Origin of the sequence: Spirosoma sp. (assembly GCF_048594605.1) — a bacterium.
In the GTDB taxonomy this organism is placed as follows: Bacteria; Bacteroidota; Bacteroidia; order Cytophagales; family Spirosomataceae; genus Spirosoma.
The window spans coordinates 1-13,379 of sequence record NZ_JBMDWV010000302.1; the positions used below are offsets into that span (position 1 = coordinate 1).

At 49.3% G+C, this 13,379-nt stretch carries 11 protein-coding genes and 1 pseudogene; 3 read left to right on the top strand and 9 right to left on the bottom strand.

From position 1 onward, the window contains the following. The 9 genes and pseudogenes from ACOJS8_RS18350 to ACOJS8_RS18390 all read right to left on the bottom strand — a co-directional run. Positions 1-437, bottom strand: a pseudogene (locus ACOJS8_RS18350) (hypothetical protein); the annotation flags it as partial. A gap of 75 nt (positions 438-512) precedes the next feature. Continuing rightward, on the bottom strand, positions 513-1,670 hold the full coding sequence (locus tag ACOJS8_RS18355; protein ID WP_420150003.1) for a hypothetical protein: 1,158 nt from the start codon (positions 1,668-1,670) through the stop codon (positions 513-515). A 12-nt stretch (positions 1,671-1,682) separates the two neighbouring features. Then, positions 1,683-2,618 (bottom strand): hypothetical protein, encoded by a 936-nt coding sequence (locus ACOJS8_RS18360; protein ID WP_420150004.1) that lies wholly within the window; start codon positions 2,616-2,618, stop codon positions 1,683-1,685. A gap of 15 nt (positions 2,619-2,633) precedes the next feature. Next, on the bottom strand, positions 2,634-4,481 hold the full coding sequence (locus ACOJS8_RS18365) for a type VI secretion system baseplate subunit TssF (protein ID WP_420150005.1): 1,848 nt from the start codon (positions 4,479-4,481) through the stop codon (positions 2,634-2,636). 9 nt (positions 4,482-4,490) lie between these two features. After that, positions 4,491-4,922 carry a GPW/gp25 family protein gene (locus tag ACOJS8_RS18370; RefSeq protein ID WP_420150006.1) on the bottom strand — a complete coding sequence of 144 codons (432 nt, stop codon included), beginning with the start codon at positions 4,920-4,922 and terminating at the stop codon, positions 4,491-4,493. A 5-nt stretch (positions 4,923-4,927) separates the two neighbouring features. Next, a complete protein-coding gene (locus tag ACOJS8_RS18375) occupies positions 4,928-5,824 on the bottom strand; it encodes a hypothetical protein (RefSeq protein WP_420150007.1) in 897 nt (298 codons plus the stop codon). 57 nt (positions 5,825-5,881) lie between these two features. Next, positions 5,882-6,790, bottom strand: coding sequence for a hypothetical protein (locus ACOJS8_RS18380; protein WP_420150008.1), 909 nt, complete (start codon positions 6,788-6,790; stop codon positions 5,882-5,884). A 134-nt stretch (positions 6,791-6,924) separates the two neighbouring features. After that, positions 6,925-7,398 (bottom strand): hypothetical protein, encoded by a 474-nt coding sequence (locus tag ACOJS8_RS18385; protein WP_420150009.1) that lies wholly within the window; start codon positions 7,396-7,398, stop codon positions 6,925-6,927. Positions 7,399-7,535: 137 nt separating this feature from the next. After that, positions 7,536-8,597 (bottom strand): glycoside hydrolase family 5 protein, encoded by a 1,062-nt coding sequence (locus ACOJS8_RS18390; RefSeq protein ID WP_420150010.1) that lies wholly within the window; start codon positions 8,595-8,597, stop codon positions 7,536-7,538. A gap of 161 nt (positions 8,598-8,758) precedes the next feature. Between ACOJS8_RS18390 and ACOJS8_RS18395 the strand changes: the two genes are divergently transcribed. From ACOJS8_RS18395 to ACOJS8_RS18405, 3 genes are all read left to right on the top strand, one after another. Then, positions 8,759-11,776, top strand: a complete 3,018-nt coding sequence (locus tag ACOJS8_RS18395) for a sensor histidine kinase (protein ID WP_420150011.1) — start codon at positions 8,759-8,761, stop codon at positions 11,774-11,776. Positions 11,777-11,852: 76 nt separating this feature from the next. Continuing rightward, positions 11,853-12,488 carry a response regulator gene (locus ACOJS8_RS18400; protein ID WP_420150012.1) on the top strand — a complete coding sequence of 212 codons (636 nt, stop codon included), beginning with the start codon at positions 11,853-11,855 and terminating at the stop codon, positions 12,486-12,488. 346 nt (positions 12,489-12,834) lie between these two features. Then, the coding region (locus ACOJS8_RS18405; protein WP_420150013.1) for an IS1595 family transposase at positions 12,835-13,379 on the top strand (545 nt) is incomplete at its 3' end.

A 13,379-nucleotide genomic window follows, 5' to 3' on the forward strand; every position in this document is an offset into this window, starting at 1 on the left:
CGCAGGTAACTGATGTTATTTCGGTAGGTCAGCACGGCATCATACGCACTGATGACCCCGCCCGACAGTTTCTTATTGATAGGCTGCAACTGAGCCGTATCGGATTTAATGCCGTTTACCTGTTGCTGTAACCCGTTCTCCAATCCCGAAAGCTGATTTTTCAGACTTCCTTTTTCAATATCAGTCGCCTTCAGGTAAGCCTGGTCGGTCGTTTGCAGATTCTTCAGATCGGCCGTTACGCCATCCATCCGTTTCATGATCTTTTGCGTCTGCTCGGAAAGTGTTTCGTTGAGCCGGGCATTTTCTTCTTTCAATACGTAGTTCGGTGCACTGAACAGCAGATACACCGCTAGCAGCGGTACACTAAGCGATAAGCAATACACGCCCAGAAATCGGCTCAGCGCCTGTTGTCGTTCGGATTTATTTAATGGTTCCATAGGTACGTAATGAGTTAGAAAGGATGAATAGGCCAGGCTGGCCGGTAACCAGGTTATGCTCGTTTTTCCGTTACGTTAGCCTAATGGGCTCCAGCGCGAACGTGGTTTTTCCGGGGGCGTATCTTTTACTTCGTGTTCGATGATGAAGACATTTTGGCCTTTACGCTTTCCGATAAAGTCCAGTTGAGCCAGTTTATAAAAGACATTGCTTAGCATCTGATAAAAGGTATTTATCTCCGCGAAGAGGCTACTCAGTTCGGTGTGTTCGTAGGGGAGCTGCAGGATAGCATTAAGCTGCGCTTCCAGTGCACCTGGTGTCAGGTCGGCCCATTCACTGATGTAGCCAATAAATTCTTCGCGCTCGCGCCCACTGAGGATAGTCATCACAACCCGCATTGCTTGAATGGGGCGCAAAAGCACTTCGGCCATTTGGATGGGGGGTTCGTACGGAATGATCCAGCTATAGCGCGTGGTGATATCGCTCAGCACAAAGACCATCCGCTCCGCGATGAGTAGGGTACTCGTCTGAAGCACGTTGCGGGTATCCCGTTCCTTCGTCCGTTGTAAAATTTTATAGGCGCTGTTCTCCAGCGATTCCAGGTGTTTGCCAAATACCTGGTGCCACCGTTGCAAACCAGGTAAGCTATAAACGGAGGTGCAGGCCGGTAAATAGTCAGTATCGGCCTGCAATTCCCCATTGCCATACCGGATACGTCCCAGAATCAACTGATAGCTAAAATCGCCGGGTTGTAGCTGGACGGATGGCACGACACTGAGTCGGTACTCAGGACGAGTGTGCGGATGGCGGGGGGGCGTCTCGGTCAGAATGGGTTGACCGGAGGGAACCCTATTGAACGGATCAACCGTCAACACGACGTCAAATCGGTGCGGGTTGCCGGTCTGTAAACCATACGTTTCGGCCAACCGGGGAAACGACGTAGTGTACGTTAAGGCATCCGTTCTGTTGTGGTAATCAATGCGGGCGCCGTGAGGGCTGATGGCCTGACAACTTCGAAGCTGCACCTGAATCTGCTGATTAAAATCGCACTGAATCTGTACATCCAGGGCATTTTCAGCAGGCAGAATTCCATACCGAAACCGCGATAGCCCCTGAGCATTGCTGTCGCGAAGCTGATCGTGCATAAAGTTTTCCCACTCCGTAAAATGCCGACGGGCGATTTTCATGCCATCGATCCAGTTGACAGGTGGGTAGGTTAGTTCAGGTATGGTCATCGTCGTAGTTGGTTAGATAAACGTCGTAAAATCCAGTCGGCCGAGTGCATCCTCTTCAGCGAGTACAAACGTGTCTGCCAGGGCCGATGTATCCAGCTTCAGGCGGCTGTTCAGGTCCATTGGCACGATGTAGCCCGTCAGCCAGTTGAGCAGTCGATGTCCCGCTGTTCCCGGCAAATAATCCATAAGCTTATCCGGCTGGTCGATATGTACGGTGATGCTAAGTATAGGCTCACCGTCGGTGATCCAACCATCGAACACCGAATCTACACCCAGTTGCCACTGACCCAGGGTAGGCGTATCGCTTAGGAGCCATATCTGTTCCGACGACTCGATTTGTAGGCTTACCCGCTCATCGATCAGTTGGCCAAAGCAGGCTTCCATCAGCGACAAATTGCCTACGATCTGGTGCATTATCGGTAAGAGATACCGCAAGCGTATTCGTTGAATGGGCGTCAGGAAAGAAGGCAGCCCCCAAAACCAATCCAATGCTACGTCGGCTGCGTGATTGTCATCGCCGAATAAAAAGTTTCGCTGTTCCTGTTCTATACGTACTCGTAGTCGAAAAAACTCCTGCTCGAATGGCAGAAAAAAGCGTCGGGCCTGCTGTTCGCGCTCGTGCTGAATGGCCATCTCGCGCAATGTACTCTCCTTCGAAGATGACGTATCATGGCTGGTGGGTTGATGAAAAACTCCTTCCGGCAATAAATCATATAAACCACTTCGGTTTAAATCGATCTGCAACCATCTCCGCGCTTTATGTTGTGCTTCTACCCACGCTACCCGACTAATATCGCGCCCGTACGGACGTTTAAATAACCCGACTGGATTGACAATCAAGTCATCCAACGTAACGCCATCATCCAGCATATCGGCCAATACCACTTCCGCCCGCAGGTCAACCGGCAGGTGATTTAAGGGTTCAGCGTATACGTTTAATGGTTCCATCGGGTTATTCTCGTATTAATTTGTTATTACCTCAACTTGATACGGTAAGGCAGCCACAGACTGCTCCTGTAATTGCGCTGTTAGCAGGTTTGCCTGCTCCCGCCAGTCAACGGCGGTGTATGCACTTGACGCTGATGGCTCCAGACGTACCCGAATACACCGCTGAAACCCATTGGCTGGCAATGCATCTACCCGGAACGTCCGCTCGACCTGAACAGAGCGCAGATGCCCTCCCAACTCGGCCTGGCAAACGGCTCGTACGTCCTCCAGCGTGACGATTCGGTTACGGGTCAACAGAGACCGTTTGTACTGACTAATTTTCTCCGATTCCGTTGGTCGTCCGCGGCCCCCACTGGTTGTGGTCATCAGAAAGCTCGCGTCTTTTCGCAGCGAATTGTCAGCAGAGGGAGTCAGGCGGCTACCCGCTGGTATCCGGTTTGCCGTTTCACCATCGCAGGTCCAGTAATCAATGTATACGGTCTCACCCGGTTGCTGGGCCTTAACAATCAGATAAGGAATGGCATCTCGTCGGCGGGTCTTCTGTTCCACTTTGACTTCCAGCCTGGCCAGCGCCTGGTCCAGCTCCCGCAGTACAGCCGTTAGAAAATCTTCGCCCAGAGCGCTAAATGAAGCACTTTCGTCATGTAATAAATCCAGTAAATTAACCAGGGTCTGGCGGGCGTCCCGATCATCGAACCGGCTGACACCGTAGCGAACCATGTAGGTGTTGGCCGACAAATCCGACAAGTTACCAAGTGGAATAGCCGTCAGTTGTTTGTTCTGGCTGGTTCGCACGTCGCGCATGGCCAAAAAGTACCGATCCGTTTCGAGCGGGATAATATTTAGCGTCTGCTGAAGTCGATACGTAATCCGCTGAAGTCGTCGATTCAGAACGGGGAAACAGTTAATGCCGATCCGGCTATTAAGTAACGCATCTTTACTAACGGTATGGGATATACGTAACTCAATCCACCATAAAGGTTCTTTCAGCATTCGCAGATCCCGCTCGGAAAACCACTGCCCGATTGCCTTCGGATATGTTTCTTTTTGCTGACCGGATGTCCTGAACGTGGGTGCAGTCTTGATGGTAATAAACTGCCGGTTGTACAGCATCATCGCCTGTTTCTCCCGTTTTTTCAGACCATCGAAAAGTAAATCTACCGGCGAGTCGGTTGGTGCTTCCGGCATTCCTGTCTGAACCTGTAATTCCTGCCCATTCAGCAGCCAGGAGCTTTGAGCTAATGCCGAATAGTAATTGGTAGAACCAGCTTCATCAGGCCAGTCGAAAAAGAAGGTCACCCCTTCCAGCGAAGCTACGTCATCGGCAAGCTCCAGGCCTATCCATACGGACTGATACGGTTGTACGACCGGATTCCCCTGACGTTGCGCCACGGACGTTTTCTGCGTTGCATCATCAATTCGGATTATCGCTTCCGTCGTAGCAACGTATTGAACAGACCCATTCACTACCGAATATGGTTGGACGGCTGAAAAATACGTATCGGGACCACTCGTCTGATTCGCTTGAAACTCTGCGGCCCGTTTCGCGCCCAGCAGAACGGTGGGAGACAGAATGGTCTGGGGTTCAAGGGAACGAACCTGGACGACAGCAAAAGCGGGGTGCGCTACGTCGGGTTCGGGATGCAGCACCTGCGCCAGCCGGTCGAGCAGTCGGGTTTGAGTATTGCCCAGCTCAACGGACACCCGCTCAAACTCGACGGAACAGGCTTCAATCAACATCGCTACTAATGGATCAAAGCTATCCAGATCAGACTCCGCATAGCCCCATAGGTCAGCTGCCCGCCGTAGCATCCGGGTTTTTACGCGGTCGCGGGTGAAAGTGTCTGAGCCAAGATTTGTCATAGTCATGCGTTATTCTGTTGCCAAAGGCGCTAAGAACAGACTCCGTTGAAAAGCAAAGGATTCATTCGTTCGTACCAACACACCATCGATCCACACACTTAAACGACGTTTCACCCGGCGATTTGTCCGGCTGAGCTGCATTTCATGATCCACTAGCTCGACCCGGACGCGCACCTGAGCGAGTCTTTTTTCGTGCGCGGTGATGGAGTCCTCAATCGACTGCCGGATGTCTTCTTTCCAGCGGCTATTGGCCTGATTGGCAAAGTCTTCGTCCCATAAACTGCATCCGAATGACTCGTTATACCGAGATTCCCTGAAGTGGGTCGTCAGCATCAGATACAAATTCTGAGCGATCGACTGCGGCAATGAGCAAGTCGGATGTAGGTGATGGTTCAGAATTTCATCGAACCGCAGTGGCAGGGCGTAGTAGGGCTGTGGCATGGCGATTAAAATCGAACGGTTAAGCCAGCCCCTACCCCGATACTGTTCATAGGCACGGTAAAGATTTGCTGCTGACCGGTTTGAGGTTTACGGGTAGTCGGATTCGTAGTAGGTATCTCGATTCCCTGGTCCTTATATTCGGTGACCTCTACCGTAACGGCACTCGTCGAGCTGGTCGTGCTGGTTTTTTCAAGTCTTTGTGGTTTAAACGACTGATTATAGGCCACTATTTCGGCAAAAGCGCGGATGCTCTGACTCAATCGAAACTGAACCCCCAAGGCCGCCTGATAGCCCAATGCCAGCGAGTTTTTCGTATAGTCACTTGTAACACCACTCGTCGTAAAGGTTCCGGCTGTAAGCTGATTGACCGTATTGGTCTCCGTTTTATAATCCAGCACCATGCCACCTACCAAACCAAGCCGATTGTAAATGTAGAAGGAGGGTCGGGAAAGCGCTTTGAAAGTTATATTCGGTATAACCGATACAACCTTCAACGTAGTGATCGACGTGGTAGTCGATTTAGCAAAACCATCATTGTAGCCCACTTCAACCTTTACCGGTGTGCCGAACAGCAAGTCGGCATCAATACCGATATTAATAAAGTCGTTGACAATCAGTCCAACACCAACACCAGCGCGCGGGCCACCACTTATTCCTTTGCTGCTTGTCTTAAATGGATATACGGTCCCGCTTTGGCTCAGTGATTCACTGTTATAAATCCTCGTACCGGGCGTTAGCAGGCCGTAAATCCCAAATACTTTTATGAAGAAAGGCGATTCGGCCGCTTTCGCTGCAACTGGTTTGGCAGCGCGATTTGGCTCATTGTACGCAGTGAGTGGTTGTGCACGTAACGCCACTACGGTCATGAGCATGCTGGCGAGAAAAGAGATAAATCGATTCATGCTTATCTGGTTTGATAAGTTGTGTATAGCTGGGCGAGAAAGCCAGACCAGGAACGTTTATAGTCGAAATAAGAACCCAGCACCTACCCCAACACTATTAATCGCTACGTTGAAGGTTGGAAATTCGGTAGGAGTGGCTAAATAGTCGCCGTTATCTTTGTAGGAAACGGATGAATTGCTGGTTGTGGTTTTCCCGCTGGTAGTACTCATACTCGTGTTTTGCACTTCCCGGGGCTTAAATGACTGATTATAGGCCACTATTTCGGCAAAAGCGCGGATGCTCTGACTCAATCGAAACTGAACCCCCAAGGCCGCCTGATAGCCAATAGCCAGCGAATTATTTGTGTACTCGCTGGTGCTCTCAGACGTAGTAATCGCTCCTCGATTAGGGGTCTGAATCGTTCGGTTGACCTGTTTATAGTCCAGCACAATGCCACCAACCAGCCCTAGTCGGTTATAAATGTAATAAGCTGGCCGGGAAAGAGCTTTAAACGTAATGTTGGGAATGATGGATAAGACATTCAGGGTAGTAGTTGAGGTTATGTTGTAATTAGTGAATGTATTGCTGTTACCCGTAAAAACATTGACGTTTGTTTCTACAGACTTTCCAAGTAATAGATCGGCATCAACACCAACGTTGATGAAATCACTAAGGATAAAACCTATCCCCAGACCCGCGCGTGGCCCAGCTCCCAGATTCGTCCTGGTGGCCTTAAACGAATTGGGCAAACTGATCTGAGTTTGTATTACATCGTAGTTGATACTCGTTCCGGGTGTTAGCAAGCTGTAGTATCCATAGGCCTTTATATAAAAGGGCTTTTCTGCCGCTTTCGGATTTGTCGGAGCCGCTTTGGAAATCGCTGGACCCTGGGGCTGATTGAATGCGTACAACGTACTGACCGATTGAGCCTGTGTGTTCGTCATCTTTACAACCAGCAGTATAAACGCTATGCAGTACTGATTCATAAGAAAATAGCTTTTATGTAAAATGAATACAACAGACCAGCCCTATTTGCCAGTCAAAGTTCTCCGATTTATAGGGTGTTGTCCATAACCCTTTATACCCATTGAGCAAATGGAGCATGAATGCATCAGCCCGATCAATCGCGTTTGAACACAATGGTATGATGGACCGTCGTCTGTCCATCGGCTTCGTCAAAAAGCCACTGCATATCCGAACCGCTCTGCTGTAGCGTATACTCCCGACGTTGACCTTTTTTGTCCTGAAGGCTAACCTTATCCGCGTTTACGTCCCACGTTACGTTGCCCGACGGCATAAATCTGGCCGCCGTCTTCATAATCAGATTGCCCAGCGGATTCTGACAGCCTCCGGCTGGCGTGATACGTACCGTCTTATCCGCATTCAATACGACGCCCATGTCTTTTTGGCAACCGCCGTACAACTCCTTGAAGTGACCGTACAAATCAGTAATACCGTCCTTGGCCGGAGCGATCTGATGCGCCGTCATGCGCCATGAGCCCGTAATATCGGGGGCGGGAACGGGCGCGAAACCAAGCGATAAACCAAGGCATACTGAACTCAACACAAACGAATGTACCGTGCTGTTTTTCATGGGTTATGGATCAATTACCAGTGCCTCTCGAAGCGTTCGTGCAACGATGGGTCAAAGCTCTCCGATTTATGGGCGCTTGTCCATAACCCTTTACACCCACTGAGCGAACGGTAAGGGTTAATCAGGTCTGTCGAAACCTATTTACAGATGCGTTTATTAACTAAAAAGGGCGACCGCACCGATGTTTTTTGAATACTGTTTGCGTTAGTAATGGCCGCTTCTTTGCCCCAACCTTTCAGCGTACTGAACTTGCTGTCAACGGTCATGTCCATGACCACACAAAGTGGATCACCCCCGCCCGTGTTGCCAGGTCCCCATTCCCACAGCAGCCAGCCGATCCCATGCCGTTGTGTCTCGGAAAGAATGGTCTGGTAATCAACGGTTCCTTTGGGTCCGCATTGGCTGGCTCCTCCGGCGTACGCACCGTACGCCGAAAATTCGCCCACGATAAACGGAAGTCCGGCCGAGACGGCCGCCTGGAACTGGTCCTTTATAAACTGCGGAGTGGCTCCGGAGGCAATGGGCCAGTACGTATGAACAGAGAACAGCAGATTCTTATCGGGGTCTATCTGAGTCAGACCTGCGCCCACCCGAACGAGTTGTTCAAGATTTTTACCATAATCGCTTCCGTCAATAACCAAAGGCGTATGAATACCCGACTTACGCAGTTGCTTCACCGCGTTTGTATAACCCTGCGTAAACTGAGCGTCGGTTACCGTGTCATTGCCGCATTCATTGGCAATATTAACCAGCAAATACGTTTCATGCTTTTTAATGACAGCCACTATATCTGCTCGCTGCCAGAAAGCGACCATTTTTCCCAGCTGGCTCCAGTTGCCGGTAGCATCATGGACTTCGACAATCGGGATCATGTTCTGCGCCACACACTTTGTAATCAGGTTATCAAGGTCGGCGGCTTTCGTAGGCTGTCCGTTGTCTTCATAGGCTTTCCAGACAATCCGAACGCTGTTGGCACCCGACCTGGCAATTTCGGTGAAGGACGCGCCCGTCCGATCGGTCCAGATGTTCATTTTATTGACCCCTCGCAAAGTGACTTTGTTGTTGCACGGATCGTACAGAAACCGACCTTTTACGTAGAAGCCCGGTTTGCCAGGCAAATGGTTCGTCGTGCCTTCCGTTGGTTTCTGCCAAAGGAACAGTAACCATGTAGACACGAGCAGTATACTTGTGATTTTCATAAGAATAGGAAAGATAGTCATCAACAAATTTCTGGGGCTTACTAACCGAAAACAATAACCCTATATACTTACTCTTTTAAACAACTGGTAAAACTATTGTCACTCAGGAAAAAAATTTATCTTGCTAGCTGATAAAACCATAGACCGTAATGGTGGAGGGCATGAAGATACGCTTTGGGCATTACCTGCTTACCGGGTTTATCCTGACAGCGTTTCTGACAACCACTTTATTCGCACAAGTGCCTAACCTCACGTTTGAACACCTGTCGGTAAAGGATGGCTTACCCAGCAGTGATGTGTATAGTATCACCAAAGATCCGCAGGGCTTTATGTGGTTTGGTACGCGTCGATGCCCAACCCGGTACGATGGCAGTACGTTTCGCCCGTTTTTATTTCCTGAGACCTACCTCGTCACCGGTATCACGGCTGATTCAGCCGGACGGGTCTGGTTCGCCAGCGACCGACGGGGAATTTGCCACATTGATCCGAAAACGTTTCGATTAGCCTCCGTCACCGGTACTCCGCAAACGGCGGGTTACCTTTACAAAGACAAGTATGGCAACGGTTGGTTTGGGGATGAAAACGGAATTGGCTGTGTCAATCTCCGTACGGGTAAGGTCACTACGTATCCGCTACGTCAAACCACGTTTAAAGGGGTGAAAGCACATGGTTTTCTCGAAGATAAGCAGCATACACTCTGGGCCATTGGTGCTGACAACGGGCTGTTTCGTTTCGACCGGCGGAAAAATCGTTTCGTTTGCGTGTTAGGACTCGATTGCGACAATACCAAGTATCGCTTTCCAATGTATTTAAGTCGGGGATGCATCGATGCTGACGGCATGCTCTGGGTGGGCACCTACGGCAGGGGATTGCTACGTGTTGACCCATTAACGGAAACGTTTACCTTTTTCAGCCTCGCTAAGTCCCAAAATGAGGTAACCTGCGTGCAGGAAGGGTACGATGAAAATGGTTGCCGGTTACTTTGGGTGGGCGATGAGCGCGGCTTGCTTGTTTTTCGACCAGAGCAGCGTCGATTTTTTCGTCTCGCGGGCATTGATTCCGCACCCTTCTCCGTGAATTGCCTTTACCGCGACCCAACCCAGGGTATCCTGTGGGTGGGTACGTCCAACGGTCTTCTTAAATACAATCCGCAAGAGAATCTGATTCGGACCATCGCCCTTCCATCGGGATTAGTAAAGTCGCCTGTCCAAATCAATGTCATTACGGCCGACCAGCAGGACAGCACGGGGCAGACGTTTTGGCTGGGCCTGTCGCATACAGGATTTATTCGCTGGAATCGGCTTCATAATCAGTTTTCACTCATCCGTTATCCAAATCCGTCGCCTGAAACGATGTGGATAGAACAGACCGATGATGGGCGACTTTGGATTGGACTTCTGCGATGGGACTACAAAGGCGATGGCGTTCTGGTATATGACCCTCGCCTGAACCGATTTGTGCATAATCAGGCTGCCAGTCGGGCCGGAAAGTTGTTTTCAGTACCCTTTGTTGACCACGGACTCATCGACAACCAGCATCGCCTATGGGTGGGCAATAATGACGAAGGCCTGCGAGTCCTGGATACCCGAACGGGCCAGCCGTTTCATTACTGGACCGATGAAGTCATCAGGAATTTACAGAAAAACAACAATTTCCTGACCGACATAAAAAAGGATAAGGAAGGGTGTATCTGGCTGGGAATGTACCAGGGTGTGTACAAAGTCGATCCAACCACGCATCAGTTTATCCGCTTTGATCACCAAAGTTTACACGTTAAACGGCCTGATGATCTGGCCACGAATAACGTATTGATTGACCATACTGGACATATTTGGGCAGCTCGCTGGGGGAGCGTTACAGAAAGCAATCCAGACGGTACGTTTCGCCGGGTGTTGACCGCCCATCATGGATTTCTCGACCGGGAAAATCGTCAGTTGATCGAAGACCAAACCGGAACCATCTGGATTAGCAATTACGAAGGGCTATATGCCTACCAATCCAGCAGCCATCGGTTGTTCCGCTTTACGGTAGCCGAGGGATTAAGTCGGAGCAATATTACCGGTGCACTCTATATTCATCAGGGAAGGGATTTATTTATCGGGCAACACAATAGCATGAACTACCTGGACACGCGTAATTTAGACCGTCCAGTTAAGATACCTCCGGTAGTTATTAGTTCGTTTCGGGTACATGACCAGGAGCGTTTTTACGACTTTACGCAACCTATCCAACTTGATCGTTTCGATAATGCGTTTAGCGTTGATTTTGCTTCCCTGACGTACAACCGCACGTCGAACGTGAAGTATGCTTATTTTTTGGAAGGGCTCGATACCCGCTGGCATTACAGTGGTCAGGGGCATCGGGCTTCTTATACGAACCTAACACCCGGCCAGTATACGTTACGTCTGAAAGCGGCCGATGCTTTCGGAAACTGGCGCTCGGCACCGGTTAGTTTGTCCATACGCCTGTTACCGGCTTTTTACGAGACCTGGTGGTTTCGGCTGCTGGTTGGGTTGGTCATTGTAGGCTCGTTTTACTCACTGTACCAGTACCGCGTGAACCAGTTGCTGCAACTTCAGCGCATCCGCAATAACATTTCGGCCGATTTGCACGATGAGATTGGATCGTCTCTGAGTGGTATTGGCATTTTGGGTACAATGGCCAGGCAAGTGCTGCCCGACGAACATCCGTCAAAGTCGATGATGGAACGAATCGTTTCGGAAGCCCGGTTGCTAAGCGGTTCGCTGGATGATATTGTCTGGAGCATAAATCCCCGCAACGATGCGCTGAATATTCTTATAGCCCGTATGAATCGCTACGCTTCCGAATTGTTTGAAGCTTCGGGAGTTGCGTATACCATAAGTATTCCCGACGTGATTGATGGAGTTGATCTGCCCATGGAAAAACGGCGGAATTTTTACTTGGTCTTTAAAGAATCGGTCAACAATGTAATTAAGCATGCACAAGCCAGCCAGGCTTCTATAACTATAACATTGACAGCCAAACGGTTACGACTGGAGATCTGGGATGACGGAAAAGGTTTTAACGCCACTGAAGATACCGACCGGAATGGCTTGCGTAACATGCGCTCCCGTACTCAGAATCTACATGGAACATTAGTCATCCACACGGCGCCCGGTCAAGGGACCCGCCTGGTCCTTGAATTTCCTATGACCTAAAAGGGTTATTGACAAAGGGGATATTAGTTAGGAGTTTTGTTTTTATGACGATGAGTCAGCCTTTTCTTTCTGCCCCATGAAAACGGTATCTATTTATGAAGATAATGATCAGCTTCGCTCCCTGCTCGAACTGTTGATTAACAGTGCCAACGAATTTTCGGTGGTAGGATCATACAGCAACGGGCAAAAAATAGTCGAACAGATACGGCACGACTGGCCAAATATTGTTCTGATGGACATTGACATGCCTGGCCGCAACGGGATTGAATGCGTTCAGCAAGTGAAAGAAATAAACGTTCAGATTCGCGTGTTGATGCATACCGTTTTTGCCGACGATGACCGACTATTCGCTTGCCTAAGCAATGGTGCCGATGGCTATCTGCTCAAAAAAGATACGGGAACCCACTTGCTGACCGCGCTACACGACGTTGCAGAAGGCGGTGGGCCTATGTCGCCAGAAATTGCCCGACGCGTATTACAAACCTTTCAAAAGCCGCAGAATCCCAAGCGCCAGGATTATGGGATTACCGAACGGGAGCAGGAGTTACTCCAACTACTAACACTGGGCTATACGTACCGTATGATTGCTATTCAGTGTAATATTTCGGTAGAAACCGTTCGACGCCATCTAAAAAATATCTACCAGAAACTTCATGTGCAGTGTGGTACGGAGGCCGTTGCTAAAGCGCTGCGGGAAAACCTGATGCATTAAGTTTGTACTACCCTAATCCGCGCATCCATAATCACTTGAATGAAAAGGTTAGCGTTGTACACTCAAAATTAGGCGATATGAATTGATAAAAACACTACATGGTAAATTCACCGCAGCAGCGTACTCTCTAAAATGGGCTCTCTACCCTATTACACAGTATTTTCATCCTTAGAAATACATATTTAGGTAATGAATCACATAACTAACCCAATACTTTATATACGATTTTAGTATATTTGCATACTAATAGGCACAGAATCGTTAGTGATGAATGGTCAAATATAAGGGTAAATAGTTTGATTATCAGGTAGTTAATCATTATATTAGTGTCATAATTAGTAGCGTTATGGCACAGAAATCATCCTCCCCAAAGTTAACATTAGAAAACCTACAAGAGCGTTTTCCTGATGAATTAGCCGCCAAACGCTACATTGCAAAATTGCGCTGGAATGGTAAGCCCGTATGTCCTCACTGCCAGCACGCCAAGTCGTATTTGTTCGCCAATGGTGATTTCAAATGCGCCAAATGCCGCAAGCAGTATACGGTTCGTATCGGTACGATCTTTGAAGATAGTAAAGTGCCTCTAAAAAAGTGGCTCATTGCCGCCTACCTGATTACCGCCCATAAGAAAGGTATTTCCTCACATCAACTAGGCCGCGACTTAGACGTAACCCAGCGTACCGCGTGGTTTATGCTTCACCGACTCAAGCACGCCCTTAAAACCAAGTCATTTGATGCACCAATGACGGGAATCGTTGAGGCAGATGAGACATACGTAGGCGGCAAGGAGAAGAACAAGCACGCATCCAAACGTGTAGGCGGTACGCAAGGGCGTAGCACGAAGGTAAAAGCCCCTGTATTTGGCATGGTACAACGCGGTGGACGCATCGT

Bases quoted from the DNA above. Each gene is read 5' to 3' on its own strand.
- ACOJS8_RS18355 (WP_420150003.1), bottom strand. From the start codon at position 1,670: ATGACCATACCTGAACTAACCTACCCACCTGTCAACTGGATCGATGGC.
- ACOJS8_RS18360 (WP_420150004.1), bottom strand. From the start codon at position 2,618: ATGGAACCATTAAACGTATACGCTGAACCCTTAAATCACCTGCCGGTT.
- ACOJS8_RS18365 (WP_420150005.1), bottom strand. From the start codon at position 4,481: ATGACAAATCTTGGCTCAGACACTTTCACCCGCGACCGCGTAAAAACC.
- ACOJS8_RS18370 (WP_420150006.1), bottom strand. From the start codon at position 4,922: ATGCCACAGCCCTACTACGCCCTGCCACTGCGGTTCGATGAAATTCTG.
- ACOJS8_RS18375 (WP_420150007.1), bottom strand. From the start codon at position 5,824: ATGAATCGATTTATCTCTTTTCTCGCCAGCATGCTCATGACCGTAGTG.
- ACOJS8_RS18380 (WP_420150008.1), bottom strand. From the start codon at position 6,790: ATGAATCAGTACTGCATAGCGTTTATACTGCTGGTTGTAAAGATGACG.
- ACOJS8_RS18385 (WP_420150009.1), bottom strand. From the start codon at position 7,398: ATGAAAAACAGCACGGTACATTCGTTTGTGTTGAGTTCAGTATGCCTT.
- ACOJS8_RS18390 (WP_420150010.1), bottom strand. From the start codon at position 8,597: ATGAAAATCACAAGTATACTGCTCGTGTCTACATGGTTACTGTTCCTT.
- ACOJS8_RS18395 (WP_420150011.1), top strand. From the start codon at position 8,759: ATGAAGATACGCTTTGGGCATTACCTGCTTACCGGGTTTATCCTGACA.
- ACOJS8_RS18400 (WP_420150012.1), top strand. From the start codon at position 11,853: ATGAAAACGGTATCTATTTATGAAGATAATGATCAGCTTCGCTCCCTG.